This is a genomic window from Phytobacter sp. V91, from assembly GCF_965644225.1.
Taxonomy (GTDB): Bacteria; Pseudomonadota; Gammaproteobacteria; order Enterobacterales; family Enterobacteriaceae; genus CBFFRJ01.
On sequence record NZ_CBFFRJ010000001.1, the window covers coordinates 55,399 to 81,991 of the forward strand.

Below are 26,593 nucleotides of genomic sequence, written 5' to 3' on the forward strand. Positions count from 1 at the left end.
AGGAGGTGAACGTGTCCAAATTATATTATGGCGTTGCATATTACGATGAATACATGCCGGAAGAGCGGCTTGAAGCGGATATCGCCCTGATGCTGGAAACCGGTATCAACGTGGTACGTATTGCTGAATCCACCTGGAGTACGCTGGAGCCAAAAGAGGGAGAATACAACTTCTACCATATTGACCGCGTGCTGAATGCCATGCATCAGGCCGGGATAGCAGTCATTATCGGCACGCCAACCTATGCTATTCCGGCCTGGCTGGCGGCGAAGCACCCGGAAGTCATGGTCACTACCGCAGAAGGCCAGCAGAAGTATGGACCGCGGCAAATCATGGATATCGTCAGCCCTGTTTTTCGCCGCTATGCGGAGAAAATTATTCGCGTACTGATGGCGCATGTGCAACATCATCCGGCAATCATTGGCTATCAACTGGACAATGAAACCAAGCACTACGACAACACCGGGCGCTATATGCAGGAGGGCTTTGTTCGCCATCTGCAAGAGCAGTATCCGAGCCTCGAGAAGCTGAACCGTGATTTCGGCCTCGATTACTGGAGTAATCGTATCGACCGTTGGCAAGATTTCCCTCCGATCGACAACACCATTAACGCCAGCCTGGCCTGCGCCTTCAGCCATTATCAGCGCCAGCAGGTAACGGATTATGTGGCGTGGCAAGCTGAGATTGTCCGGGAATATGCCAGTTCATCGCAGTTTGTCACCCATAATTTTGATTTTGAATGGCGGGGTTACTCGTTTGGCATACAGCCTCGCGTCGACCATTTTGCCGCCGCGCAATGTCTGAGCGTGGCTGGCGTCGATATTTATCACCCAAGCCAGGATCATCTGACCGGGCGGGAGATTGCCTTTGGCGGCGCGGTCACCCGCAGTCTTAAATCCGGGCAAAACTACTATGTTCTCGAAACTCAGGCGCAGGGCTTCCCGCAGTGGACGCCTTACCCCGGCCAACTGCGTTTACAGGCATTCAGTCACGTCGCCGCCGGGGCGGCAATGGTCTCCTACTGGCACTGGCATTCCATCCACAATTCGTTTGAGACCTACTGGAAAGGCCTGCTCAGCCATGATTTTTCCCGTAATCCAACCTGGCAGGAGGCGACCACTATTGGCGCAGATTTTGCCCGGATGTCGCCACAGCTGGAAAATCTGCGGGCTGACCATGACGTCGCCATACTGGTAAGCAATGAGGCCATGGATGCCCTCAACCAGTTTAAACCGGGTACAGCGCAGACCAACGTCTATAACGATATTGTGCGCCGCTTCTATGATGCACTTTATGACCACAATATTGCGGTCGATATCATTAATGATATTGGCGAGGATGCGGCGCGCTACCGGGCGATTGTGATCCCTGCGCTCTACGCGGTGGATGACGGGTTGCTGTCCCGCATTAACAGCTATATTGCCCAGGGCGGGCGAGCACTGATCGGATTCAAATCCGGATTCAGCGATGAAAACGTCAAAGTCAGACGCGATGCGCAGCCCGGTGGCTTGAGTGAAACATGTGGTGTCAGTTACAGCCAGTTCACGCTGCCGGAAAACGTCAGGGTTGTCGCCTGCGATAACGCACCAGACTGTACCGGGGCTGAAGGTGTCGACCTGTGGATGGAGTTACTCACTCCCGCCGGACAAACGCGCACATTGCTGCGCTATCAGCATCAGATATGGGGGCAATATGCCGCCGCGACCGAGGCAAACTGCGGCGATGGACTGGCAATGTACATCGGCTTCCTGCCGCAACAGGCATTGATTACCCGGCTGTTTGACCATCTGACAAGGGGGGTCGCCTTACGCTCACGGACCAGCAACGCCCACTTCCCGCTTATCGTCCGACGAATGACCAATAGCCAGGGTAAGAGGGTATCCTTTATTTTCAACTACTCCTCGCAGGTGCAAAGCCTGACTAACCCGGACAGCGGCGTGTCGTTATTAAACGCTGCCCCAGTGACCGGAGATGCAACCCTGGAGCTTGCCCCCTGGGGTTTTGATATTATCGTGCATTAGACCCTGAGCTGGAGACAACGATGGAACTGGATATCAATGAGCTACTCACCTTCTCGCCATTGATCAAAACCTTTACGTTCAATGCCTGGATTGTCTCCGGCTTTACGCCGATTTCACGTGGTTCGACGCTCGATTACTACATCAATCGCCCGCAGGGTATGAAAGGCTACATCATCAATCTGACCCTGCGTGGTCAGGGGCGGGCAAAAGTGGGCGATGGCTCACTGGTCTACCGTGAAAACGAGCTACTGCTGTTCCCGCCCGGCGTGCCCCATCATTACGGGCGCGACGAACACAGCGAGCACTGGGATCATGTGTGGATCTACTTTATTCCCCGGCCTTACTGGGTTGACTGGCTAAAGTGGGACGTCAATACGCTGGGGATCGGTAAAACGGCGGTGCATGATCCTGCGCAACTGCAAAGGCTGCGCGATCTTTTTTCTGAAGTGATTCGTCACAACTCAGACAGCGCCCCGCTGTCCGAAGCGCTGGCGATGAATGCACTGGAACGGTTGATCCTGACCTGTTTTCAGCTACAGCCGATCAGCAATCGCCATGCTCACGACCCGCGCATCAATGCGGTCTGCGATTACCTCAATGAGCACATAGCGCAAGAGTTAAAAATCGAAACCCTGGCACGAATGGTGTTCCTCTCCCCTTCCCGCCTTGCCCATCTGTTTAAAACGGAGCTGGGGCAGACCATTTACGCCTGGCGTGAAGTTCAGCGTATCAACCGGGCGCGACTGTTGATTCAGTCAACCCCTTTGCCCATCTTCAGGGTGGCGCAATCGGTAGGCTATGACGATCCGGTCTACTTCACGCGGATCTTTCGCAAGCACAATGGCATTCCACCCGTGGAATATAAGAAGCGCTACGAAGGGATGAACAGCTTGCGTGAGCTGTGAAGGCTGGGTTTACAAACATCAACGGCTCCTTGCGGAGCCGTTTGTTATACAACCGATTACTGCATAGCGTTTAGCGTTAAGCCATCTCCGCCTGGAGACGCAAAACCTGACGGTTGATTTCTGACATCACAGCGTAATGCTGCTTATCCTTCACCTTCGGGACGAGGATTTTGCCTTTATCGAACTCGAAAGCGCCAACATCCTTGATATACAACCGTCCACGGAACAGGATTTTCACGTACTTCGCCACCTGAAGTGGGTTGTAACGCTGGAAGATTTTCATTTTTTTCTCCTGCTAAGTATTACGCCCTCGCGATGCCAAACCTGGCCCGACGATGATGAGCGCAAATATTGTTGCCCAGTGACTATAGTCCAGAACGCTCAGGACACATAGTGTGTATAAGTTTATTTACCTTTTGATGACAGTTATTCAGAATTTTCTTTGCAGTCCTTTAGAAAGGGCAGTATAAGCCATCGTTTTTTCGCGGTTATGTGCGTTAACCCGCAAACTGGCATCCTGATTGCGGGAAAAGCGCATTGATCGCACTTATGATTAACAGGTTCATTAAGTGGTCGGATCACCTGCCTGCACTCTGTACAAAACAATAAAGGAAACACCATGACCCTACGCAAAATCCTCGCAGCTACCTGCCTGCTACTGCCGCTTCTGGCGCAAGCCCACAACATTGAGACGGGTCAGCGAGTGCCACCGGTTGGCGTCGCTGACAGAGGAGAGTTAATTCTCGATAACACTAAGTTTAGCTATAGAGCATGGAATAGCGCGCAGCTTCCAGGCAAAGTGCGAGTGGTGCAACATATTGCCGGTCGGACCTCTGCAAAAGAGAAAAATGCGGCGCTGATTGAGGCGATTAAAGCGGCCGGGTTACCTCACGATCGCTATCAGACGACCACCATCATCAACACCGATGATGCCATTCCAGGCTCGGCGATGTTTGTCCGCAGCAGTATCGAGAGCAATAAAGAACTCTACCCCTGGTCACAGTTTGTCGTCGATAGCGATGGCCAGGTACGCAAAGCCTGGCAGCTTGAAGAGGAGAGTTCCGCTGTAGTGGTGCTTAATAAAGACGGACGGGTGGAATATGTGAAAGACGGCGCATTGACGCAGGAAGAAGTGCAGCAGGTTATCGCCCTGCTGCAAAAATTACTCAGTAAATAGAGACCCGGAAGCCGGGGTTGAGGAAGGATTCACGCGGCGTGTAATCGAGAGTTTTGCCCTGCCAGTCGTGAACGTGCGCCCCGGCGGCTACCGCCACCGCATGACCTGCGGCGGTATCCCATGAATTGGTTGGCCCAAAACGCGGATAAAGCTGCGCCTGCCCTTCGGCCACCAGGCAGAATTTGAGCGATGAACCAATTGCCGTGGTCTGGTGTTCACCCAGCTGCGTCAAATACTCTTTCAGTTCATCATCAGCATGGGAACGGCTCACCACCACCAGCGGCGGGCGCGCATCACGGACCTGAATCTGCCGACGAGTGCCATTTTCTTCTTTCCAGGCTTTGCCTTCCGCCGCCGCATACATCACGTTAAGCACCGGCGCATAGACCACGCCCAGTATCGGTTTCCCTTTTTCAATCAAGGCGATATTGACGGTAAACTCACCGTTGCGCTTAATAAACTCCTTGGTGCCATCAAGCGGATCCACCAGCCAGTAGCGCTGCCAGTGCTGGCGAACATCCCAGCCCGGAGGATCCTCTTCAGAAAGAACAGGGATCTCCGGCGTCAACGCCAGTAATCCACGCGCAATCACCCCGTGTGCGGCGATATCTGCCGCCGTCACCGGCGAGTCATCAGATTTACTGGTTACATCTAAAGGCTTATGGCCATCGTAAATCTCCATGATGGCATCACCCGCTTCCCGTGCGAGCTGACAAATCGCTTCTAACATCGTCCACCTCTTCTTTATGGCTGTGGGATCTAACTCATTGTTTTACTTATATCGCATTCAGCCAGGATCCGCCAGGTGTGAGTGTTGTTGCAGTTATGTGGCGATTTTCATGGCAAAATTCACAATTCTGTAAGCAACAAAATGTACATATCATTTTCTTTTGTGAATCAGATCTAAAAAAGGACACTTCTGATGATTAAGTTTAGCGCAACGCTTCTTGCTACGCTGATTGCCGCCAGCGTGCAGGCTGCAACAGTGGATTTACGTATTATGGAAACCACTGATTTGCATAGCAACATGATGGACTTTGATTACTACAAAGATTCTGCGACGGAAAAATTCGGCCTGGTGCGCACCGCCAGCCTGATCAATGCCGCCCGAAGTGAAGTCAAAAACAGCGTGCTGGTGGATAACGGCGACTTAATTCAGGGCAGCCCGCTGGGTGATTATATGGCGGCCAGAGGGCTGAAAAAAGGCGATATTCATCCGGTCTACAAGGCACTGAATACGCTGGATTATGCGGTCGGCAACCTCGGTAACCATGAGTTTAATTACGGTCTTGATTACCTGCACCGGGCGCTGGAAGGAGCCAAGTTCCCCTACGTCAATGCCAACATTATTGATGTCAAAACCCAACAACCGCTCTTTACACCATATCTGATTAAAGAGACCCAGGTGACAGATAAAGAGGGCAAACCGCAGACGCTGAAAATCGGCTATATCGGCTTTGTCCCGCCACAGATTATGGTCTGGGATAAAGCTAATCTCAGCGGCAAAGTCACCGTCAATGACATCACCGAAACCGCGAAAAAATACGTCCCGGAAATGCGTGAAAAAGGGGCGGATCTGGTCGTGGTGGTAGCTCACTCCGGCCTCTCCTCAGAGCCTTATCAGGCGATGGCGGAAAACTCGGTTTACTACTTAAGCGAAGTGCCAGGGGTGGATGCCATCCTGTTCGGCCATGCCCATGCCGTCTTCCCGTCGAAAGATTTTGCCGCCATTAAAGGGGCGGATATCGAAAAAGGCACACTCAACGGCGTACCTTCGGTCATGCCGGGCATGTGGGGGGATCATCTGGGCGTGGTGGACCTGGCGCTGAGCAACGACAGCGGAAAGTGGCAGGTAACCGCCTCAAAAGCCGAAGCGCGGCCAATTTATGACGCCGCGGCTAAAAAGCCGCTGGTGGCTGAAGACAGTAAGCTGGTGGAGATCCTTAAGCACGACCACGATGCCACTCGCCAGTTTGTCGGCAAACCTATTGGCAAGTCAGCTGACAACATGTACAGCTTCCTGTCTCTGGTGCAGGACGATCCCACCGTGCAAGTGGTTAACAATGCGCAAACCGCTTATGTGAAACACTTTATTCAGGGCGATCCGGATCTGGCTGACCTGCCTGTTCTCTCGGCTGCCGCTCCCTTTAAAGCAGGTGGACGTAAAAACGATCCGGCCAGTTTTGTGGAAGTGGAAAAAGGTCAGCTCACCTTCCGTAATGCCGCCGATCTCTACCTCTACCCCAACACCCTGGTAGTGGTTAAAGCCACCGGCAAAGAGGTAAAAGAGTGGCTGGAGTGCTCTGCCGGGCAGTTCAATCAAATCGATCCCACCAGCAGCAAGCCGCAGTCATTACTCAACTGGGAAACCTTCCGCACCTATAACTTCGATGTGATCGACGGGGTGAAGTACCAGATTGATGTGACGCAACCTGCCCGCTACGACGGCGAATGCCAGAGCGTAAATCCGCAGGCGGAACGCATCAAAGATCTTACTTTCAACGGTAAACCTATTGATCCGAACCAGGTGTTCCTGGTGGCAACCAATAACTACCGCGCCTACGGCGGCAAGTTTGCGGGAACCGGCGACAGCCATATCGCGTTTGCGTCACCGGATGAGAACCGGGCGGTGCTGGCCAAATGGATCAGTGATGAGTCAGCCCGTGCAGGTGAAATTCACCCGGCGGCAGATAACAACTGGCGTCTGGCCCCGATTCACAGCACCACACCGCTGGATATTCGCTTTGAAACCTCGCCTTCAGCAAAAGCGGCGGCGTTTATTAAACAGAAAGCGCAGTACCCGATGAAGAAAGTGGGCGATGATGAGATTGGCTTTGCGCTCTATCAGGTGGATTTGAGTAAGTAAGCGGTGAACGCCCCCTCTCTTGTAGGCTCCAAAGAGAGGGTAGACAGATGTTGGGGCACCGGATGAACGCTTCTTAACATCCTTCGCCCATGATGATCGACCCATTTTCCAGGTCGATCATCCCCACTTCGCGCAGTGCTACCACATGTCATAACCTGTACCTCAAACCTCCCTGCCCTAAGCGGAAAACCGTGGCCAGTGTTCAAAATGAGAGGTCGATCCTTTGAGCAGGACTTTTGTCCTCAATCCTCTTTCTGCGTCAGTTTACAATCCCAGTGTATCGTCAATATAAGACATTCAGGAATCAATATGACTGCACACATTAATGCCAACGCGGATGATTTTGCATCAACGGTTATTATGCCAGGAGACCCGTTACGGGCGAAATTTATTGCCGAAAATTATTTTATGGATTACCAGGAAGTAACCAATGTGCGGAATATGTTGGGGTATACCGGGTTCTATTTAGGGCAACCTGTTTCAGTAATGGGACACGGCATGGGTATTCCGTCAATGACGTTATACGCTCATGAGTTAGTGCATGATTTCGGTGTGAAACGTATTATTCGCGTTGGCAGCCTGGGGGCCACGCAGCAAAATATAAAAATGCGCGATATTATTCTCGCCGTCGCTGCCGGAACCGATTCGGTAACCAATTTAAAACGCAGCTCAGGCTATTCTATGGCAACCTCAGCTCATTTTCCCCTATTACAAAAAGCCTGGTCGCTGGCACAAAATGCGGGAATTGAAGTCAAAGCAGGAAATGTTTTCAGCGGCGACCTCTATTACGATCCTGATGACAATTTAATCCCTGCACTGGAAAAGTTTGGTGTCCTGGGTGTGGATATGGAAGTCGCTGGATTGTATGCCCTGGCACATCAGTTTGGCATCGAAGCGCTGGCAATTCTGACGGTTTCCGACCACTGCCTGACGGGTGAAGAAACGACAGCGGAAGAACGCCAGCTAACATTCAACAGTATGATTGAGCTGGCACTGAATACTGCGGTTACCGCATAGTTCGCCTCGCTCTCAACGTAATCAGGGATGTTTGTCTATGAAAAATAAAATTGCACTGACGCTAATTAGTTTTTTGGCAAATTTCATTATGGCAGGGTTTGCCAGCCAGTTTGGTATGTTGATTGAGCCAATATCCCAGCAATATAACGCAGACATTAACGCTGTTGCCTCCATATTCTCATTACTCAACGGAGGTGCGCTGGCAGGTACTATTGCCGCCTTTTTCTTAATTGAGAAAGTTGGTGTAAAGCGCATGACGCTCATCATATATACCATTGTTTTTCTTTGCGCTGTGGCGATGCACCTGAGTACAGGTCTGTGGCTGGTTATGGTGGCAATGACGTTAGTCGGCTTCTGTGGCGGCATCGGTCTGTGCGTTGCGGGAACCATTGTGGTCTCTGTCTGGCAGGCCCGAATTCAAAGTACGTTGCTGGTGGTTCAGGATGCGACGTTTAACGTTGCCGGCGTTGTCTTCCCGCTGGTCACAACCTTTGCTCTCACGCATAACATGTCCTGGAGTTACAGTTATTTGAGCGTGGGCATCGTCGCATTGCTGACTCTGGGGATTGTAATGCTAACGCGTTTTGATCCCTGTGAATCCACGCCAACGTCGGACAGTTCGGAGCCGGTTAAGTCAGAATGGAACCTGGGCATTATTAGCGGAGGGATCGGTCTGTTTTTAGGGATGCTGGCACTTTATACGTTCCTGACCTGGGCGCCATTGTTCGTAAAAAACAAGTTTGGTATTCCGTTTGAAGAGGCCGGTAATATCATTACCCAGTATTGGGCTGCCGCACTGGTGGGAGCGTTGGTGTCAACCGGTATTGTTGCACGCGTTAAAATCCACTATTTCCTTTTGAGTATTATCCTGCTGGCCTGCATTATTACAACCGTTATTGTAACCAAAGAAAGCCTCTCCAGGCTTGATTATCTGGCTTACAGCTATGGGTTTGTGTGTGCCGCGCTATATAACTCTTTTATTGCCTATGGTGTTTCATTTGTTAAACGAGCCAGCAGTCAGAATGTGTCATACATCCTGATTAGCGGTAGCGCAGGAGCCATGTTCAGCCCTGCTATTAGCGCATTAATGGAAAAAACAATAGGGATACAGAAAATTATGTATTCAATACCGGCGTTGTATCTGATTATTTTTATTATGCTGATTGGCACGTTAAAAATTAAGCGTAAAGACATCTGACACCCTCGCCCTTCCCCCTGCGGGCAGGGCGCGCAACAGGATGAGGACAGAACTTCAACCTGATCAGTACGTTTTCACCGCAGATGCTTTACATAAAAAAACGTCAGCATTATTAGCAATAACGGTGGCGTTTAATCAAAGGAGTCGTTACCCAGAAACTGTCGCAACCCGTCTAAATCCTTAATTTCCAGCCCCTGTTTTGTGCGTATCACCAGACCAGCATCAATTAACGTTTTCACCGCACGGCGATATACGCGGTCTGTCGTGCCAAATCGTTCCGCTTCCTGGTAATTCTTACTGAAACCGTCCATCGGTTGTTTATTTTGATGCTGGCGATAGAGGTCATAGGCAATGTTATGCGCAATCGGGTAGAGCATTCGGTGCAGGAAGATTTCCAGCGTATCCTGATAATCGACTGCCATTGCGCTGGCAAAAAAGATAGCCAGTTTTGGGTGCTGATTCAGCGCTGCCTCCAGCCGTTCACAGCTGCACACTGCTACAGCGAGAGGCTCTTGTGCAACAACATCAAGCTGGCAACGATATCCGGTAAAAAATTCCATCTCACCAAACAGTTTTTCGTCACATTCCATTGTACCCAGTTGGAAACGTCGACCATTCTCAGCACTGTAGCGTAGAGATATTCGGCCTGACTCCACCATGAACAGACGATCGACCACTTGCCCCTGACGATAGAGATAATCCCCCTCGTTGATAAGTTGGGTTTCGCAGAGCAGTTCACGGAATGTCTTCTCAATAAAGGCATCATCCTGCTGCCAGATATTATGAAAACGACCTTTTGCCAGTGGTTTAAGCTGCATGGATAATTTTCTTTTTCAGGATAATTCTAACGGGTAACCGTATGTTATCAGGCCGGGTATGCCATTAACGCTGCTGCCATTCAGATAGCGTCATCCGTCCATTCCTCAGGCGGCGCGCTCGCCCCGCATCGCCATCACCTGCGGCAGATTCAGCTCAATCCAGTCGGCAAGACTGGCCACTTTTTCACTGATCTGCTCGCCGAGCGGCGTCAGACTATACTCCACATGTGGCGGCACCACCGGGTAAGAGATGCGGTTGATAAAACCATCCTGCTCCAGCGCCTGTAACGACTGCGCCAGCATCTTCTCACTCACGCCGCCCATCTTGCGGCGTAAATCGCTGAAACGGTGGGTACCGTGGCGCAGGGCCACCAGAATCAATACACCCCAACGGCTGGTCACATGTTTCAGGACTTCCCGTGACGGGCAATCCTCGGCAAACAGATTACCGTCGCGCATCTGCTCGCTCAGGGTCGGACTGGTGTTTTTCATACTTACCTTTTTGTACGTACTTACTAAAAGTTAGTTATGGTGCTAGTGTGCCACAACACAAGACAAACACGAAGGAGATTCCTCATGATCGCTATTACCGGCGCTACCGGCCAACTCGGTGCACTCGCTGTCGAAGCCCTGTTAAAAACCGTTCCTGCTGGCGAATTAGTCGCCATTGTTCGCAACCCGGCGAAAGCGCAGGCCTTAACGCAACAGGGCGTTGTTGTCCGCCAGGGTGATTACAATGACGAAGCCGCGCTGACTGCCGCCCTGAGTGGGGTCGACAAACTGCTGCTGGTCTCTTCCAGCGAAGTCGGTCAGCGTGCAACCCAGCACCGCAACGTCATTAACGCGGCCCGTGCCGCTGGCGTTAAATTTATCGCCTACACCAGCCTGCTGCATGCGGATAAATCCCCGCTGGGCCTGGCCGTTGAACATATTGAAACCGAGAAAATGCTGGCGGAATCCGGCATTCCGTTCGCCCTGCTGCGTAACGGCTGGTACAGCGAAAACTACCTCGCCAGCGCGCCAGCGGCCCTTGCTCACGGTGTGTTTATCGGTGCTGCGGGAGAAGGCAAAATCGCTTCTGCTACCCGTGCCGACTATGCCGCCGCCGCCGCTCGCGTAGTGAGCGAAGAGGGTCACGCTGGCAAAGTGTATGAACTGGCAGGAGATGAAGCCTGGACGCTGAGCGAACTGGCCGCTGAACTGAGCAAACAGAGCGGTAAAACCGTGGTGTATCAGAATCTGAGCGAAGCCGATTTTGCCGCCGCCCTAAAAGGTGTCGGCCTACCGGATGTGTTCGCTAACCTGCTTGCCGATTCCGATATCGGCGCCTCAAAAGGCGGTCTGTTTGACGACAGCCATAGCTTAAGCAAGCTGATTGGCCGCCCGACCACGCCGATTGCCGGGAGCATCAAAGGTATTCTGTAACTGTTACATGCTGGTTAATTTTTGTGGCATGCCGCCGGGCCATCCTTAATAATGTGCTGATGGCCATGGCGGAGACGAAGAGTGCAAGGCGTACCAGAGCAGTTTGACGACGAGAGAGACAGTGCGCGTTTTCGCCACCTGGCCCAGGTACCAGGCGTCGAGCTTTATCACGCCCATATCTCCCGCTACGCCTTCGAGCCGCATACCCATGAAGCCTTTGGCATTGGCGCAATTGAAGCCGGTGCCGAACGCTTTCGCTATCGCGGCGCTCAGTATGTCGCCCCCACAAACTCGGTGGTCACCATGAATCCGGACGAGTTGCACACTGGTGAAGCCGACAGCGCCGACGGCTGGCGCTACCGGATGATCTACCTCGATCCCTCGTTACTCGAGGAGGTGACGGATATTCGCCACTGGTGGTTCAGCGATGTGATGCGTCACGACCCGCTGCGTACTCAGAAAATCTGCGGTCTTATCCATGGTCTCTGGCATAGCGACGACCCGCTGGCGCAAAAAGGGCTGCTGCTGGATCTTATCGACACCTTCAGCCCGCTGGCTCGCCACGCGCCGGTTTATCGGGAAGGTGCCCACCGTTTCGACCGCGTGCGCGAATTCCTGCATGATAACTATATGCACACTCTGACGCTGGACGAGCTGGCGCAAGTCGCCTCACTCAGCCCGTATCATTTTCAGCGCCAGTTCAAAGCCCACTATCACGTTACGCCGCACCAGATGCTGATGGCTATCCGCCTTTGGCGGGCGAAGGGGTTCCTCACCCAGGGAATGCCCGCCGCCGAAGTGGCAGCCGCGACCGGCCTTGTCGATCAATCCCACCTCACCCGCGCCTTTACCCACCGCTACGGCATTACCCCAGTGCGCTACCAAAAGCAGGTTACCCGGCGCTAATGCGCAATCTCGTACAATATTCCGCGCCAGGGGCTTTCTACACTGCTCGCGTAAACCGTCAATATGGATGGAAGTATGATTAGTGGTGTGTTGTATGCCCTGCTCGCGGGCATGTTGTGGGGGCTGATTTTCGTCGGCCCGTTGCTTGTTCCTGACTATCCGGCGGCATTACAGTCCACCGGGCGCTATCTTGCGCTGGGGCTGATTGCGCTGCCGCTCGCCTGGCTGGGTCGCCAGCGTCTGCGCACGCTTAGCCGTCGTGACTGGTCTGATGCGCTCGCACTGACCATGATGGGCAATTTAATCTATTACGTCTGTCTCGCCAGCGCTATTCAGCGCACCGGGGCTCCTGTTTCGACGATGATTATCGCCACGCTGCCGGTGGTGATCCCGATTTGCGCGAACCTGCTTTACAGCCAGCGCGACGGTAAGCTCTCCTGGGCAAGACTTGCGCCAGCGCTGCTGTGTATTACTGCCGGGCTGGTGTGCGTCAATATTGCTGAACTGCGTGGCGGGCTGCCCGATTTCTCCTGGTGGCGCTACGGCTCAGGTATTGCCCTGGTGCTGGTATCCGTGGGCTGCTGGGCCTGGTATGCCCTGCGTAACGCCCGCTGGCTGCGCGAAAATCCGGATAAAAACCCGATGATGTGGGCCACCGCGCAGGCGCTGGTCACACTGCCGGTCTCGCTGGCAGGCTACGCGGCGGCCTGTCTGTGGCTGAATATTCAGCAACCTGAATTTCCCCAGCCCTTTGGCCCGCGCCCATGGGTATTTATCGGTTTGATGTTTGCTATTGCAGTACTGTGTTCATGGGTAGGCGCGTTGTGCTGGAACGTCGCCAGCCAGCGACTACCGACGGTTATCCTCGGGCCATTGATCGTCTTTGAAACCCTCGCCGGCCTGCTTTATACCTTTATGCTGCGCCAGTCGATGCCGCCTGGGTTGACGCTCTGCGGTATTGCTCTGCTGGTTATCGGCGTGGTAATGGCAGTACGGGCGAAACCGACTAAACCGGCTGTCATCTCGCTTTCCGACCCCTCTTCCTGAAGCCGCCGCTCCCGCCGGAGCGGCTAAATGCATTCCCTCTTATCCAAAAGGGGTATATCATCGCCATAAAGATGCATTTAAAATACATCTTATAAATCTGGCTGATGAGGTAACTGCTATGGCTTTCCGTGACCAACCCTTAGGTGAACTGGCGCTTTCCATTCCGCGTGCGTCAGCGCTGTTTCGTAAATACGATATGGACTACTGCTGCGGCGGTAAACAGACACTGGAGCGCGCGGCTACGCGCAAAGCGCTGGATGTTAGCGTTATTGAAGCGCAACTGGCGACGCTTGCCGAACACCCCGTAGAAAAGGACTGGCGCGTTACCCCTCTGGGCGAAATCATTGACCATATCATCGTGCGCTACCACGACCGTCACCGCGAGCAGTTGCCGGAGCTGATTTTACAGGCCACCAAAGTGGAACGGGTGCACGCCGCTAAACCGAACGTGCCGAAGGGACTGACCAAATACCTGACCATGCTGCACGACGAACTCACCAGCCACATGATGAAAGAAGAGCGCATCCTGTTTCCGATGATAAAGCAAGGGATGGGCAGCCAGGCATCCGGCCCCATTAACGTGATGGAGAGTGAACATGATGAAGCGGGCGAGCTACTGGAGGTGATCAAACACATCACCGATAACGTCACGCCGCCAGCGGAAGCCTGCACCACCTGGAAAGCCATGTATAACGGTATTAATGAATTGATTGACGATCTGATGGAACACATCAGTCTGGAAAACAACGTTCTGTTTCCGCGTGCCCTCGCCGGAAATTAATTAAGGCGCCCGAGAGCGCCTGTTTCATGGAAGTCATTCTGAGCCGCCGAAGCGGCTCTTTTTTTATTTCTCCTGCTTCTGCAGACGCTTTTTGCCAACAACCATCCAGCCCAGACCCAGCACCACAAACCACAGCGGCGTGATAATCAGCGCTTCGCGGGTGTCCTGCTCGAGGGTCAGAAGTGCCAGCACAAAGACGAAGAACGCCATGCACACCCAGCACATCACTTTACCCAGCGGCATTTTATAGATTGACGCTTCATGCAACTGAGGACGCTGCTTACGGTAGACGAGGTAAGAGCAAAGGATAATGGTCCAGACAAACATAAACAGAATGGCCGAGACGGTGGTTATCATGGTGAACGCGGCAATCGCGCTGGGGTTCACATACAGCATCACCACGCCGCCCAGCAGGCAGATACAGGAGAAGGTCAGCCCTTTCGCCGGTACCGCACGCTTAGAGAGCTTACCGAAGGCTTTCGGCGCAACACCATCCTGCGCCAGCCCAAACAGCATACGGCTGGTGGAGAAGACGCCGCTGTTAGCGGAAGACGCCGCCGAGGTCAGGACCACAAAGTTGATGATGCTGGCAGCGGCAGGCAGGCCCACCAGTACGAACAGCTCCACAAACGGGCTCTTATCCGGCACGACGGAGCTCCACGGCGTCACTGACATAATCACAATCAGTGCGAAGACGTAGAACATAATGATTCGAATCGGAATAGAGTTAATGGCGCGCGGCAGCGATTTCTCCGGATCTTTGGTTTCCGCCGCCGTGGTGCCTACCAGCTCAATGCCCACAAAAGCGAAGACTGCAATCTGGAAACCGGCAAAGAAGCCGCTAATCCCTTTCGGGAACCAGCCGCCGTCATTCCACAGGTGCGCAACTGAGGCCTCTACCCCACTCGGCGAGGTGAAATGGGTCAGTACCATCACCAGCCCTACGACGATCAGCGCCACAATGGCCACAATTTTGATCATCGCGAACCAGAATTCCATCTCGCCAAACATTTTCACCGTGGCGAGGTTCAGGCTGAGCAGGATGGCGACAATCGACAGCGCCACAATCCAGTCAGAAAGCCCTGGGAACCAGAACTGGGCATAAGCGGTGATCGCCACCACATCCGCCATCCCGGTTACCACCCAACAGAACCAGTAGGTCCAGCCGGTAAAGTACCCCGCCCACGGGCCAAGCAGGTCGGCGGCGAAGTCGCTAAAAGATTTGTACTCCAGATTCGACAGCAGCAATTCACCCATCGCACGCATGACGAAAAACAGTATAAAACCAATGATCATATAGACGAAAATGATCGACGGGCCGGCGAGGCTGATAGTTTTACCCGATCCCATAAACAGCCCGGTGCCAATAGCACCACCAATAGCAATAAGCTGGATGTGTCGGTTTGTTAGATTACGCCGGAGTGACTGTTCAGTCGAAGCCTCTTCATCGGCCGCGACTTTTACCTGATCTACCATGTTTATTTCCTGTCTGTGTTGTTGAGGCTCTTCTGGCCTTTAATGACGTCATTCGCCCTTTCTCGGACGCAACGATATTAGGTAAGAATTAGCGGGATGAATACTCTGAATTCAGGATGATGTTAAAAATTTGTTTAAAGTGAGCAGCATATCACTCGAAAGAAGGAATTGAGTTCACAAAAATACACCACATTCTGCGCATGGCAACATTAAATATTGAAATTAGTTCGATAAGCCAATGATTAGCGCAGTATTGTCTTCCTCTCCCCCGCAAGGGAGAGGAAAGCGTCGGGAAGATTACAGGATTTCCAGTAATTCCACTTCAAACACCAAGGTGCTGAATGGCGGGATAGACGCGCCAGCGCCACGCTCGCCATAGGCCAGGCTGTGCGGAATGGTCAGTTCCCATTTAGAACCAACCGGCATCAGGGTCAGCGCCTCGATCCAGCCGCCGATCACGCCATTTACCGGGAACTCTGCCGGTTCGCCACGGGCAACGGAGCTGTCAAACACGGTACCGTCGATAAGCTTGCCGGTGTAGTGTACGCGCACACGGTCAGTCCGTGCCGGAATGCTGCCTTCACCCTGAGTAATGACGCGGAATTGCAGGCCGGATTCGGTGCTGTTCACGCCTTCACGCTCACGGTTTTCTTCCAGATATTTGACGCCTTCTGCCGCCATCTCTTCAAAACGCTCGCGACGCACCGCATCTGCACGTTCGTGAATTTCGCGCAGCGCACGATGAACCACGTCCACCGGTACCGCCGGTTGTTTGCCTGCCAGAGCATCAGCAAGGCCAGCGACCAGAGCTTCCGGTAACAGCCCCTGTAAGCCGGATTCACTAAGCTGCTGTCCTACCTGCAAACCAATGCCATAGCTGGCCTGCGCTTCGATCGTGTCAAACGTTGGGGTTGTCATGGGTATTCCTTTCATCACTTTTTAAGGTAGCGCGCAGCATAGCAGCCACGCCGCAACGGGTAAACTTTGTCGCAGTAAAGATGACAAATCGCAGAGAAACAGAAAGAATACTCCCGGTAAGATTACTCCTGGTTTCATAGCAGGAGAGATCACATTACGCAGTCGATCAGCGAGTTAGCCAGCTATACTCAATATCACAGGATAAATAATGACGCGGAGCAGGAGGAAAGCCATGCCCGGGCGATTTGAACTGAAACCTACCCTGGCGAAAATCTGGCATGCCCCGGACCACTTTCGCATTCTCGATCCGCTTCCGTCGTTGCACCGTAAGGGGCTTATTCTGGCCTTTGTGCTGGTGGTGGCAGGTATCCTGCTGCCCTCCGGCGATAACACGCCACCGTCGTCCACCGCCGTCGGGCGAGAAGCCCAGTTAGATATCCAGTCGCAGTCGCAACCGACCACACCGGTGTTAACCGCTCCATCGGGGCAAAGCCAACCCTCCGCACCACTGGTCAATGAGCCGCAACAGAATGTGCCTCTTGAGCCTGAGCCGGTACAGGAACAACCTCAGGAAGAGGTATCAGCGCCGCAGCGTACCGCCACCTCTTCTGCTGGCGGGATTGAACAGCAGTGGCGCAGCTATCGCGTAGGACAAGGAAAGACGCTGGCACAGGTTTTCCGCGATCACAATCTGCCGCCAACTGACGTTTACGCCATGGCCAAAGTGGAAGGTGACGGAAAGCCGTTGAGCACCTTGCAGAGCGGCCAGATGGTCAAAATTCGCCAGAACGCCAATGGCGTGGTGACCGGGCTGACCATCGAAGGAAGTAACGGCCAGTCCGCTCTGTTTACTCGCCAGCAGGATGGTAGCTTTATTCGCGCCCGATAAAAGCGGGTTGTGGCATTCCCGGCAGCAACCTTGCCTGCCGGGATAACTCATACCGATCAGCGTCTGGCGACTTTATTCACCCACCAGATCCCCGAGCAGACCAGCACCAGCGCAATCACATATTTCCACTCGAAAATATTCTCACCGAGGAAAATCGCCGACAACAGCGCCCCGGAGACCGGGATCAAAAAGTTAAACGGCGCAATCATGCCCACGCGGTTGTACTTGAGCAAAACGCTCCACAACGCAAAGGCGACGGAGGAGAGCAACGTCAGATAGCCGAGGATCAGCACCGAAGATAAGCCATGCACGGTAAGCGTCCCACCGCTAACATAACCGCCGAGCGTCAGCATCAGTCCGCCAAAGGCCAGCTGGTAGCCGGTCATCACCATCGGATCGAGGGTTTGTGAGATCCGTTTACCGTACAGCGTAGCGGCAGAAAGAATAAACGCCGCCATCACCACCGAACCATCCCCCATCAGGCTGAAGCTGAAATCCAGCGAGCCGCTGCTAAGGTTAACGACCATCACGCCGGCAAAACCCAGCGCACAACCCAGCGCTTTGTTATGGCTGAGCCTGTCGTTCTGATAGATAAAGTGCGCCAGCAGCACGCTGAAGAAAGTGCCGGTCGCATTCATGATTGATCCTTTCACCCCGGTGGTGAAAGCCAGACCCACATAGAAAAAGACGTACTGCAGAGAAGTTTGCGTCACCCCGAGGAGTGCAACCTGACCACACTGACGTGGAGAAAGGCGCCCAATGGGTCTGCGTTGCATCAGCATAAACAGCAGCAGTAATCCTGCAAAGAGGAAGCGGTAGCCCGCAAAGACAACTTTAGACGCAATGTCGTCCGTCGCAATCTGGAAAATTTCATACCCGCTTTTTATTGCCGGGTAGGCGCTGCCCCAGAGTAGACAGCAGAAGGCGGCGCCAGCAAAGGCCGCATTTTTTCGCGCAAACAGCGGTGCAGGGAGTACCGTTTCCATCTCGACCCCAGTTTTAAAATCATGTTTTAAATTTCATTATCGCGGAACAGCAAAAGAATAGAAATAGATATGCGAAATATAGATATAGAAGTGAGAGGAGGAGAGGCAGAAAAGCAAAACGCCGGCACAGGGCCGGCGTTTTTACGCAACGTGTGTGACTGAATTACTCAGCAACAACGTTCACGATCAGTTTAGCAAACACTTCGCTGTGAACCTGGAAGTCCACTTCGTGCTCACCAGTGGTACGCAGAACGCCGTTCGGTAAACGAACTTCGCTCTTAGCAACAGCAACGCCAGCTGCGCTTACAGCGTCAGCGATGTCGCGAGTACCGATGGAACCGAACAGTTTACCTTCGTCGCCGGATTTAGACGCGATGGTAACGGTGCCAAGTGCATTGATCGCTTCAGCACGTGCGTTAGCAGCGGCCAGAACGTCAGCCAGTTTGGCTTCCAGTTCAGCACGACGTGCTTCGAAAAACTCAACGTTTTTCTTGGTAGCAGGAACAGCTTTACCCTGTGGTACCAGGAAGTTACGAGCATAGCCCGCTTTAACGTTAACCTGATCACCCAGGCTACCCAGGTTTGCTACTTTATCAAGCAGAATAACTTGCATTACCTTATCCTCTTAAAGTCGTTAATAGACGGCGGCCGATTACTGATGACGATCGGTATACGGCAGCAGGGACAGGTAGCGAGCGCGCTTAATGCAGCGAGCCAGCTGGCGCTGGTATTTTGCACGAGTACCGGTGATACGGCTCGGGACAATTTTACCGCTTTCGGTAATGTAGTTTTTTAACGTTGCGATATCTTTGTAATCAATCTCAACAACGCCTTCCGCTGTGAAACGGCAGAACTTGCGACGACGGAAATAACGTGCCATATGGCTAGTCTCCAGAATCTATCAATTCAATCTGCTCGGCATGCAGAACCATTTTACTCAGGCCGTTCTTTGCCTTGTGGCAAGAAATGAACCCCTGAACAGTGACTGCGCTACCGACCGTTATACTGTGAGTAATGGCCTGGTTTTCGTGTCCGCTAATAATAACGGGCATTTGGCACCACGCCTGCCGGTGAAAACCGGCTTCCTCCTGCACAGAACGATGCTCAAGCACGAACTGGCAATGGGGAATTCCTGATGGGCTGACCTTGCGAAGGGGCATCCTGCACACGGTGCCGGACAACACCAGACGATTGGTCATCAGAAATTACTCTTCAGAATCCCCAGCATCTGCATCATCTGCGGCTTCGTTTGCGAAATCATCGCGACGCTCACGGCGCTCGTCTTTCGCTTTAACCATCGGAGATGCTTCGGTAACAGCGTGTTTAGTACGCATTACCATGCTACGGATAACGGCATCGTTGAAGCGGAAGTTTGTTTCCAGCTCATCGATAACTTCCTGCGGAGCTTCAACGTTCAGCAGAACGTAGTGAGCTTTGTGCAGTTTGTTGATCGGGTAAGCCAGCTGACGGCGGCCCCAGTCTTCCAGACGGTGGATCGTACCCGCTGCTGCAGTGATTGCACCAGTGTAACGTTCGATCATACCCGGAACCTGTTCGCTCTGGTCAGGATGGACCATAAAAACGATTTCGTAATGACGCATCGAATTGCTCCTTACGGATTATTCAGCCTCCTGTCTGGGTCAGCCGAAGCCCATGGAGGCAAGGAACGTGTTAAAGGTCGGCTGAAAAATGACGCGCCATAATACTTACCTCCCCAGGCAAACTCAAGCACATTGCGCAAATAATTCGCACTAACCGTAAAACCCGTTCCCATTACGCCATTAAACTTAAGACAAACCCATTACGGCAATTTTTTGAACGACTGCATCAGAAATGGTCGCGATACGTTTTAGCCGGGAAGCGTAAACTTTACCCATACCCCAGAACAAGGACGAACGCATTACCTGACGGTGACAAAGTCAGTTATTGTGGAGCGTAACACCATGAAAAAAATCACTATCTTATTGGCGATGCTGTTGCTGAGCACCAGCGCAACGGCCGCCATCAAAATCAACGACCAGCTGGCGCGCAATATGGATGACGTGCAAAGCCTGGGCGTGGTTTACATCAACCATAATGCCGCGCATGCAAATGAAGCGGAAAAAGCGTTGAATAACGATGCGGATGCCCGTAGCGCACACTATTTCCATGCATCCATGCTGCATGAGTCTGGCCGCAATAATCGTCAGCTTGCCAGCGCAGAAATTTATCGTTAGATAGCGAACCTGGCCCCAGGAAATCGGGGCCAGCTTACTTCTGCCCGTAATAGGCATTGGGGCCATGCTTACGCATAAAATGCTTATTCATCAGAAAATCATCAATCGGTTTTAGCCCTGGATTAATGCCCCGGGCAATCCAGGCCATACGCGCCACTTCTTCCATCACCACCGCATTGTGTACCGCGTCAGCCGCATCTTTGCCCCAGGCGAAAGGACCGTGCTGATAGACCACCACGCCCGGCGTATGCAACGGATTACGCTCACCCAGGGTTTCGACAATCACCTTCCCCGTGTTTAACTCGTACTCGCCCTCCACTTCATTTTTGGTTAATCCCCGCGTACAGGGAATGTCGCCAAAGAAATAGTCAGCATGAGTGGTGCCCATCGCCGGGATGGCAAGCCCTGCCTGCGCCCAGGCGGTCGCATGGGTGGAGTGGGTATGAACGATCCCGCCCAGCCCTGGATAACAGCGGTACAGCGCCAGATGGGTTGCCGTATCCGAAGAGGGACGATACTGCCCCGCCACCACATTGCCCTGTAAATCGACAACCACCATGTCATCGACGGTCATCGCCTCATAAGCCACACCGCTCGGCTTGATCACAATGACCCCGCGCTCCCGGTCTATTGCGCTGACGTTGCCCCAGGTAAAGGTCACCAGCCCATAGCGCGGCAAATCCATGTTCGCCTCGAACACTCGTTGTTTAAGCTTTTGCATCAGGCGGCCTCCACAATGCCAGCCCTGGCCATCCGGGCTTTTACCCAGTCCCGCGCCTTCGCCACTTCCGCAGCCGGATCTTCCGCCGTTTCACTCCACATCTCAATCAGGTACGGGCCGCAGTAGCCGCTCTCCCTGAGGGTCTGAAAGCAGCGTTCAAAATCCACCACGCCGGTCCCAAAGGGCACATTTTTGAAAACACCCGGACGGGTATCCTTTATATGTACCGCAACAATGTGGCCAACCCCTGCCAGCAGCTCCATCTGCACGTCATTGTCCCAGGCGGAGAGATTGCCAATATCCGGATAAAGCTGGAACCAGGGGTTATTCAGATAGTGTGCGTAACCGAGCGCCTTACTGATGGAGTTCATCAGCGGGTAGTCCATGATTTCCATCGCCAGCGTCACCTGCGCGCGGCTGGCCATTTCGACGCTCGCTTTTAACCCATCGCGAAAGCGCCGACGGGTTTCGTCGTTGGCCTGCTGATAGTAAACGTCGTATCCGGCAAGCTGGATAACGCGGATCCCGGTATCCTGGGCAAACTGGATGGCTTTGCGCATCACTGCCAGCCCCTGATTACGGACGGCATCATCTTCGCAGCCCAATGGGAAACGGCGATGAGCGCTAAGGCACATCGACGGCACGCGGACACCCGTTTCCGCTATGGCATGAACAAGCGCCAGCCGTTGCTCCGCACTCCAGTCCAGCCGCGCCAGCCGCGCATCGGTCTCATCCACCGACATTTCGACAAAATCGAAGCCCAGCGTTTTCGCCAGCTGCAATCTTTCCCGCCAGCACTCCCCGGCGGGGAGTGCTTTTTCGTAGATGCCGAGCGGGTTTTGTTTTGCCAACATTCCCACTCCTTAGCCCCACAACTGAGCGATTGAGCGTTTGAACTGGCGAGCGGCCTCAACAGGGTCAGCGGCATCGCGAATGCTGCGCCCGGCAATAAACACATGAATCGGGATCCCTTTGAACAGCGGTAAATCCTCCAGCGCCAGCCCACCGGTGACCGTCACCTTAAAGCCCATTTCCGCCAGCCGCGTCACCGCGCTGATATCCGCCTCGCCCCAGGCGACACCGGCAGCCTGCGCATCACGACTGCGGTGATAGACCACCTGCTGAATGCCTGCATCGCGCCACTCCTGGGCCTGCTGCCAGGTCCAGTATCCCGTCAGCTCAATCTGCACGTCGCCGTTAAACTCTTTTGCCACCTCCAGCGCACCTTTGGTGGTATTGATATCCGCGCAGCAGATAACCGTCACCCAGTCGGCACTGGCTTCAAAACACATCCTTGAGAGGATTTTCCCGGCATCGGCAATTTTGGCATCCGCCAGCACAATTTTATGTGGGTAGAGCGCCTTAAGATCGCGTACCGCACGTACGCCTTCGCCCACGCATAAAATGGTGCCAACTTCGATAATGTCCACCTCTTCGGCGATCAAACGGGTGGTTTCATAGGCATGGGACAGGGTCTGGTTATCCAGAGCCACCTGTAACATCGGTAAATCAGACATGGTTACTACTCCTTTATACTGACGCCGCAGTGGCGCTGTCGATGAGGTCGAGAACATCCTGGGCGGTGCGACAGGCGCGCAGACGGTCAAAATTGTCTTCATCTTCAAACAGATTGACGATTTGCATGATGCCGTCCTCCTGGTGCGTTCGCGCATCAACCGCCGCGAGGGTTATCAGGATATCCACCGGATCGTTATCTTCATGGTTAAACACCAGCGGTGTTTTCAGGGTGACCAGCGCAAAGCCGTTTTTCTTCACCCCTTCTTCCGGGCGGCCATGGGGCATTGCCAGCCCCGGTGCAATAACGAAATACGGCCCAAATCGTGCAACGCCATCCAGAATAGCCTGGTAGTAACGCGGCTCAACAACATCCGCAGCTTCCAGCAAATCCACACCGATTTTCACCGCTTCCTGCCAGCTGCTGGCTTCAGCCTGCAAACAGATGGCATTGTTTTGCGCCAGCGAGTCACGTAATTTCATGGCGAATCCTTATTTCACATCCTGCGCAAAATGCGCATTGATCACTTCCATCAGTTTGGGTCCAAAATCTGCGGCAGAAAGCATGTTACGCACCCCCACGACGTGCTTGTTGCCGGAGACTTCGATCTCGCCTGCAACGTGAGTGGAAGCAATAATGATGTCTGCTCCCGAGAGCTCGCTTTTGTACTCCCCTACCGCACAGCTGTTCACCGTGTGATTTACCCCCTGCTGAGTCAGAAACTGGTCAACTTTCATTTTCATGATCATCGAGCTGCCTTGCCCGCAGCCACACACAGCCAGAATACGAACGGTCATCATCAAACTCCTTCTTAAACAGAGTGTTCTGTCAGTTGTTTTTCCGCATCTTCCTCAGCGCGCAACGTGCGCCCGGCGAAGAACATATAGATCAGGGCAATCACGATAATCACCCCCATAAACCACAGGCCCAGGGTCATCCCCTGCATCATCGGCGGCGCCAGAATTGACCAGTCAGCCATCCCCATCCAGGCACTCATGCCCGTCAGCTTGACCGCCCATACGCAGCCGAAGATTTCGATCATGCCCATCACCAGGCAGATTTTGAGCGCCGCGCGCCAGCCGCCGAAGTGGTTGGCGAAGACGCCAATGGTGGCATTGGAGAAGAACATCGGGATAAAGCCCGGGATAATCAGAATGGAGGAGCCAAAGGCAATCAGGATGCCGACCGCAATCAGCTGACCGATAGTGCCCCACATAAAGCCCCAGACCACCGCATTCGGCGCGAAGCTGTAAATCGCGGCACAGTCTATGGCGAGGACGGCGCCGGGGATCAGTCGCTGGGAGATCCCGTTAAAGGCTTCAGACAGTTCGGCGACAAACATGCGCACGCCCTGGACGATAATGAAAATCGCCACCGCGAACTGAAAACCGGTTTGCAGAATGTAAACAGTCCAGTGAACCTTTCCGGCCATGGTCTGGACGGTGGATATGCCAAAAGAGAGCAGGATCGCGCCAAAGAACACCGTCATCACAATGGCGGTCGACACAATGTTGTCATGGAAGATATTCAGCCAGCCCGGCAGCTTGAGATCTTCGACACTCTCCTCTTTTTTTCCGAGGTATGGGGCAATCTTGTAAGCAACCCAGGAGGCAAACTGCTGTTGATGGCCGATGGAAAAGCCGCAGTTATCGGTCACCGCCTGGGTTGGTTTGTACATCATATTGGAGGTTATTCCCCAATAGAGCGACACCAGCACGGCGGAGCAGATAATGGTGGTCCACATCGAATAGCCGAGAATAAAGAAGAACACGGCAATCAGGCCTGCCTGCTGGAACATGATATGCCCCGTCAGCATGATGGTACGGATACCGGTAATACGGCGCAGCAGGACGTAAAGGATATTGAGCGCCAGCGCCAGCAGCACGGCATAGCCGACCCAGCTGTAGGCGTCCCCCATCCGTTCAATCGTCGCCATCATCGAGGCGTAGGTATCTGAGATTGCGCCATTGATGCCGTAAACCTCCGACATTTTGGCCACCACCGGCTTAAAGGTGCTGGTCAGGATCCCCGACCCGGCCTGTAACAACATAAAACCGATAATGGTTTTGATTGTGCCTTTGACGATAACGCTGACACTTTTTCTTAGCAGGATATAGCCGATACAGGTCACGATACCCAGCAACAACGGGGCATTGGTCATAACCTGATTAAAAAAGATGGTGAAGACGTTGTAGAGGATCTCCATAACTTGCTCCAGTCAGAAAAGTGCTTCATCGCCGTGACGCAGCACAAGGTGTAAATTCACTCTACCAATCAGCAACAATCACAAAAAGATTGCTTTTGATTATTTGTGACGCATCACGCAAATTATTTCCCCATCCTGTTACCGTCATAACACCTGCTTGCACACGCAAAATAAAAAACATTTGCATTCATTAATATATAAAAATAACCCCCTATAAATCATAGGATATCAGCACAATAACAGATACAGCTCAGCGACATAAAATCGCATTCACCCTCTTGCATCGATGAATAAAGCGTGAAAATATAAATCACAAGTTGTCACAAAATGATTTAATTTGATTAAAAAAGATAAGGAGCGGCACGATGAGTAAGATTGAAACCATTACCCGTGAATCATGGATTCTGAGCACATTCCCCGAATGGGGCAGTTGGTTGAATGAGGAAATTGAGCAGGAGCGCGTGGCGCCGGGAACCTTTGCCATGTGGTGGCTTGGCTGCACGGGGATTTGGTTGAAATCCGAAGGTGGTGCCAATGTCTGTGTTGATTTCTGGTGCGGTACTGGCAAGCAAAGCCACGGCAACCCGCTGATGAAAAAAGGGCACCAGATGATGCGGATGGCCGGGGTGGAAAAACTACAGCCGAACCTGCGTACCACGCCGTTTGTCCTTGATCCTTTTGCCATTCGCCAGGTTGATGCGATCCTCGCCACCCACGATCACAACGATCATATTGATGTTAACGTCGCCGCTGCGGTCATGAAAAACTGCGCCGATGATGTGCCCTTTATTGGCCCGCAGACCTGCGTCGATTTATGGGTGGGCTGGGGTGTGCCCAAATCACGCTGCATCGTGGTAAAACCGGGGGATGTCGTTCGGGTCAAAGATATTGAAATTCATGCCCTTGATGCCTTTGACCGCACGGCGCTCATCACATTGCCGGTAGAGCAAAAAGCGGCAGGCGTCCTGCCGGACGGCATGGATCAGCGGGCAGTTAACTATGTCTTTAAAACCCCTGGCGGTACCCTCTATCACAGCGGTGATTCCCACTATTCCAACTATTACGCAAAACACGGTAATGAGTACCGCATCGACGTTGCGCTGGGCTCATACGGTGAGAACCCCCGTGGCATTACCGATAAAATGACCAGCGCCGATATGCTGCGGATGGCGGAAGCCCTGAACACCAAAGTGGTGATCCCCTTCCATCACGATATCTGGTCAAACTTCCAGGCCGATCCCCAGGAAATTCGCGTACTGTGGGAGATGAAAAAAGACCGTCTGCAATATGGCTTTAAGCCTTATATCTGGCAGGTTGGCGGCAAGTTTACCTGGCCGCTGGATAAGGACAACTTCGAGTATCACTATCCCCGTGGTTTCGAGGATTGCTTCACGCATGAGCCGGATCTGCCGTTTAAATCTTTCCTTTAAACGCGATGGCGGGAGGCAGCAATGCACCCGCCATTTTTGCTGCAACATGCTGCACGAATCTTTAGTAATTTCAT

30 protein-coding genes are annotated in these 26,593 nt (G+C 53.1%); 13 read left to right on the plus strand and 17 right to left on the minus strand.

Annotated elements, in window-relative coordinates:
- Positions 1-11 precede the first annotated feature (11 nt).
- Positions 12-2,021, plus strand: coding sequence for a beta-galactosidase (locus ACSZO4_RS00245; RefSeq protein WP_437886826.1), 2,010 nt, complete (start codon positions 12-14; stop codon positions 2,019-2,021).
- Positions 2,022-2,041: 20 nt separating this feature from the next.
- Complete coding sequence (gene araC, locus ACSZO4_RS00250) at positions 2,042-2,926, plus strand: arabinose operon transcriptional regulator AraC (protein ID WP_437886827.1); 885 nt, start codon at positions 2,042-2,044, stop codon at positions 2,924-2,926.
- Positions 2,927-3,002: 76 nt separating this feature from the next.
- Here araC and ACSZO4_RS00255 read toward each other — a convergent pair whose 3' ends face one another.
- On the minus strand, positions 3,003-3,209 hold the full coding sequence (locus tag ACSZO4_RS00255; RefSeq protein WP_437886828.1) for a DUF1107 domain-containing protein: 207 nt from the start codon (positions 3,207-3,209) through the stop codon (positions 3,003-3,005).
- A 336-nt stretch (positions 3,210-3,545) separates the two neighbouring features.
- On the opposite strand from ACSZO4_RS00255, the gene ACSZO4_RS00260 reads away from it, so the two are divergent.
- Positions 3,546-4,103 carry a YtfJ family protein gene (locus tag ACSZO4_RS00260; RefSeq protein WP_437886829.1) on the plus strand — a complete coding sequence of 186 codons (558 nt, stop codon included), beginning with the start codon at positions 3,546-3,548 and terminating at the stop codon, positions 4,101-4,103.
- On the opposite strand, the gene cysQ is transcribed toward ACSZO4_RS00260, so the two are convergent.
- Positions 4,093-4,833, minus strand: a complete 741-nt coding sequence (gene cysQ / locus ACSZO4_RS00265; RefSeq protein ID WP_437886830.1) for a 3'(2'),5'-bisphosphate nucleotidase CysQ — start codon at positions 4,831-4,833, stop codon at positions 4,093-4,095. The two genes, ACSZO4_RS00260 and cysQ, sit on opposite strands and share 11 nt — an antisense overlap.
- Positions 4,834-5,025: 192 nt before the next feature.
- Here cysQ and ACSZO4_RS00270 point away from each other — a divergent pair, with 192 nt between their 5' ends.
- The 3 genes from ACSZO4_RS00270 to tsgA all read left to right on the plus strand — a co-directional run bounded on the left by ACSZO4_RS00270 (position 5,026) and on the right by tsgA (position 9,184).
- Entirely contained in the window at positions 5,026-6,969 is a 1,944-nt protein-coding gene (locus ACSZO4_RS00270; RefSeq protein WP_437886831.1) for a bifunctional 2',3'-cyclic-nucleotide 2'-phosphodiesterase/3'-nucleotidase, read from the plus strand.
- Positions 6,970-7,278: 309 nt separating this feature from the next.
- On the plus strand, positions 7,279-7,986 hold the full coding sequence (gene deoD, locus ACSZO4_RS00275) for a purine-nucleoside phosphorylase (protein WP_437886882.1): 708 nt from the start codon (positions 7,279-7,281) through the stop codon (positions 7,984-7,986).
- Positions 7,987-8,023: 37 nt separating this feature from the next.
- Complete coding sequence (tsgA, locus tag ACSZO4_RS00280) at positions 8,024-9,184, plus strand: MFS transporter TsgA (protein WP_437886832.1); 1,161 nt, start codon at positions 8,024-8,026, stop codon at positions 9,182-9,184.
- Between the two features lie 131 nt (positions 9,185-9,315).
- Here the strand turns inward: tsgA and ACSZO4_RS00285 are convergent, their stop codons facing one another.
- Positions 9,316-10,002 carry a Crp/Fnr family transcriptional regulator gene (locus tag ACSZO4_RS00285; RefSeq protein WP_437886833.1) on the minus strand — a complete coding sequence of 229 codons (687 nt, stop codon included), beginning with the start codon at positions 10,000-10,002 and terminating at the stop codon, positions 9,316-9,318.
- A gap of 105 nt (positions 10,003-10,107) precedes the next feature.
- Positions 10,108-10,494, minus strand: coding sequence for a winged helix-turn-helix transcriptional regulator (locus tag ACSZO4_RS00290; protein ID WP_437886834.1), 387 nt, complete (start codon positions 10,492-10,494; stop codon positions 10,108-10,110).
- Between the two features lie 84 nt (positions 10,495-10,578).
- Between ACSZO4_RS00290 and ACSZO4_RS00295 the strand changes: the two genes are divergently transcribed.
- The 4 genes from ACSZO4_RS00295 (at position 10,579) to ytfE (ending at position 14,161) form a co-directional block, all read left to right on the plus strand.
- Complete coding sequence (locus ACSZO4_RS00295; protein WP_437886835.1) at positions 10,579-11,427, plus strand: SDR family oxidoreductase; 849 nt, start codon at positions 10,579-10,581, stop codon at positions 11,425-11,427.
- An 81-nt stretch (positions 11,428-11,508) separates the two neighbouring features.
- Positions 11,509-12,333: an AraC family ligand binding domain-containing protein gene (locus tag ACSZO4_RS00300; protein ID WP_437886836.1), complete on the plus strand. Its 825-nt coding sequence runs from the start codon at positions 11,509-11,511 to the stop codon at positions 12,331-12,333.
- Positions 12,334-12,408: 75 nt separating this feature from the next.
- Positions 12,409-13,380 (plus strand): DMT family transporter, encoded by a 972-nt coding sequence (locus ACSZO4_RS00305; RefSeq protein ID WP_437886837.1) that lies wholly within the window; start codon positions 12,409-12,411, stop codon positions 13,378-13,380.
- Between the two features lie 118 nt (positions 13,381-13,498).
- Positions 13,499-14,161 (plus strand): iron-sulfur cluster repair protein YtfE, encoded by a 663-nt coding sequence (gene ytfE, locus ACSZO4_RS00310; protein WP_437886838.1) that lies wholly within the window; start codon positions 13,499-13,501, stop codon positions 14,159-14,161.
- A 63-nt stretch (positions 14,162-14,224) separates the two neighbouring features.
- Here the strand turns inward: ytfE and cycA are convergent, their stop codons facing one another.
- Together cycA and fklB are read right to left on the minus strand one after the other, a co-directional pair.
- Positions 14,225-15,637, minus strand: coding sequence for a D-serine/D-alanine/glycine transporter (gene cycA, locus ACSZO4_RS00315; protein ID WP_437886839.1), 1,413 nt, complete (start codon positions 15,635-15,637; stop codon positions 14,225-14,227).
- A 297-nt stretch (positions 15,638-15,934) separates the two neighbouring features.
- Positions 15,935-16,555 (minus strand): FKBP-type peptidyl-prolyl cis-trans isomerase, encoded by a 621-nt coding sequence (gene fklB / locus ACSZO4_RS00320; protein WP_437886840.1) that lies wholly within the window; start codon positions 16,553-16,555, stop codon positions 15,935-15,937.
- A 232-nt stretch (positions 16,556-16,787) separates the two neighbouring features.
- Between fklB and ACSZO4_RS00325 the strand changes: the two genes are divergently transcribed.
- Complete coding sequence (locus ACSZO4_RS00325; protein WP_437886841.1) at positions 16,788-17,444, plus strand: LysM-like peptidoglycan-binding domain-containing protein; 657 nt, start codon at positions 16,788-16,790, stop codon at positions 17,442-17,444.
- A 56-nt stretch (positions 17,445-17,500) separates the two neighbouring features.
- Here ACSZO4_RS00325 and ACSZO4_RS00330 read toward each other — a convergent pair whose 3' ends face one another.
- From ACSZO4_RS00330 to rpsF, 5 genes are all read right to left on the minus strand, one after another.
- Positions 17,501-18,430, minus strand: coding sequence for a DMT family transporter (locus ACSZO4_RS00330; RefSeq protein WP_437886842.1), 930 nt, complete (start codon positions 18,428-18,430; stop codon positions 17,501-17,503).
- Positions 18,431-18,593: 163 nt separating this feature from the next.
- Entirely contained in the window at positions 18,594-19,043 is a 450-nt protein-coding gene (gene rplI, locus ACSZO4_RS00335) for a 50S ribosomal protein L9 (RefSeq protein ID WP_437886843.1), read from the minus strand.
- Between the two features lie 39 nt (positions 19,044-19,082).
- Positions 19,083-19,310, minus strand: coding sequence for a 30S ribosomal protein S18 (rpsR, locus tag ACSZO4_RS00340; protein WP_002210155.1), 228 nt, complete (start codon positions 19,308-19,310; stop codon positions 19,083-19,085).
- 4 nt (positions 19,311-19,314) lie between these two features.
- Positions 19,315-19,629: a primosomal replication protein N gene (priB, locus tag ACSZO4_RS00345; RefSeq protein ID WP_015704181.1), complete on the minus strand. Its 315-nt coding sequence runs from the start codon at positions 19,627-19,629 to the stop codon at positions 19,315-19,317.
- Between the two features lie 6 nt (positions 19,630-19,635).
- Positions 19,636-20,031, minus strand: a complete 396-nt coding sequence (rpsF, locus tag ACSZO4_RS00350) for a 30S ribosomal protein S6 (RefSeq protein ID WP_437886844.1) — start codon at positions 20,029-20,031, stop codon at positions 19,636-19,638.
- A gap of 342 nt (positions 20,032-20,373) precedes the next feature.
- Between rpsF and ACSZO4_RS00355 the strand changes: the two genes are divergently transcribed.
- Positions 20,374-20,646, plus strand: coding sequence for a DUF1471 domain-containing protein (locus ACSZO4_RS00355; RefSeq protein WP_437886845.1), 273 nt, complete (start codon positions 20,374-20,376; stop codon positions 20,644-20,646).
- A 34-nt stretch (positions 20,647-20,680) separates the two neighbouring features.
- Here the strand turns inward: ACSZO4_RS00355 and ACSZO4_RS00360 are convergent, their stop codons facing one another.
- Genes ACSZO4_RS00360 through ulaA form a run of 6 tightly spaced genes read right to left on the minus strand, consistent with a single transcriptional unit; the run spans position 20,681 to position 25,089 of the window.
- A complete protein-coding gene (locus ACSZO4_RS00360; protein WP_437886846.1) occupies positions 20,681-21,367 on the minus strand; it encodes an L-ribulose-5-phosphate 4-epimerase in 687 nt (228 codons plus the stop codon).
- Positions 21,367-22,221: an L-ribulose-5-phosphate 3-epimerase gene (locus tag ACSZO4_RS00365; protein ID WP_437886847.1), complete on the minus strand. Its 855-nt coding sequence runs from the start codon at positions 22,219-22,221 to the stop codon at positions 21,367-21,369. Before ACSZO4_RS00365 ends, ACSZO4_RS00360 begins: the two co-directional genes overlap by 1 nt.
- 9 nt (positions 22,222-22,230) lie before the next feature.
- Positions 22,231-22,884, minus strand: a complete 654-nt coding sequence (locus ACSZO4_RS00370) for a 3-keto-L-gulonate-6-phosphate decarboxylase UlaD (RefSeq protein ID WP_437886848.1) — start codon at positions 22,882-22,884, stop codon at positions 22,231-22,233.
- Positions 22,885-22,897: 13 nt separating this feature from the next.
- The gene (ulaC, locus tag ACSZO4_RS00375; protein ID WP_437886849.1) at positions 22,898-23,365 is read right to left on the minus strand and encodes a PTS ascorbate transporter subunit IIA; all 468 of its coding nucleotides are present in this window, start codon (positions 23,363-23,365) and stop codon (positions 22,898-22,900) included.
- Positions 23,366-23,374: 9 nt separating this feature from the next.
- Positions 23,375-23,680, minus strand: a complete 306-nt coding sequence (gene ulaB / locus ACSZO4_RS00380) for a PTS ascorbate transporter subunit IIB (RefSeq protein WP_437886883.1) — start codon at positions 23,678-23,680, stop codon at positions 23,375-23,377.
- 14 nt (positions 23,681-23,694) lie between these two features.
- A complete protein-coding gene (gene ulaA, locus ACSZO4_RS00385) occupies positions 23,695-25,089 on the minus strand; it encodes a PTS ascorbate transporter subunit IIC (protein ID WP_437886850.1) in 1,395 nt (464 codons plus the stop codon).
- Between the two features lie 365 nt (positions 25,090-25,454).
- On the opposite strand from ulaA, the gene ulaG reads away from it, so the two are divergent.
- The gene (gene ulaG / locus ACSZO4_RS00390) at positions 25,455-26,519 is read left to right on the plus strand and encodes an L-ascorbate 6-phosphate lactonase (RefSeq protein ID WP_437886851.1); all 1,065 of its coding nucleotides are present in this window, start codon (positions 25,455-25,457) and stop codon (positions 26,517-26,519) included.
- The last annotated feature ends 74 nt before the right edge of the window (positions 26,520-26,593 follow it).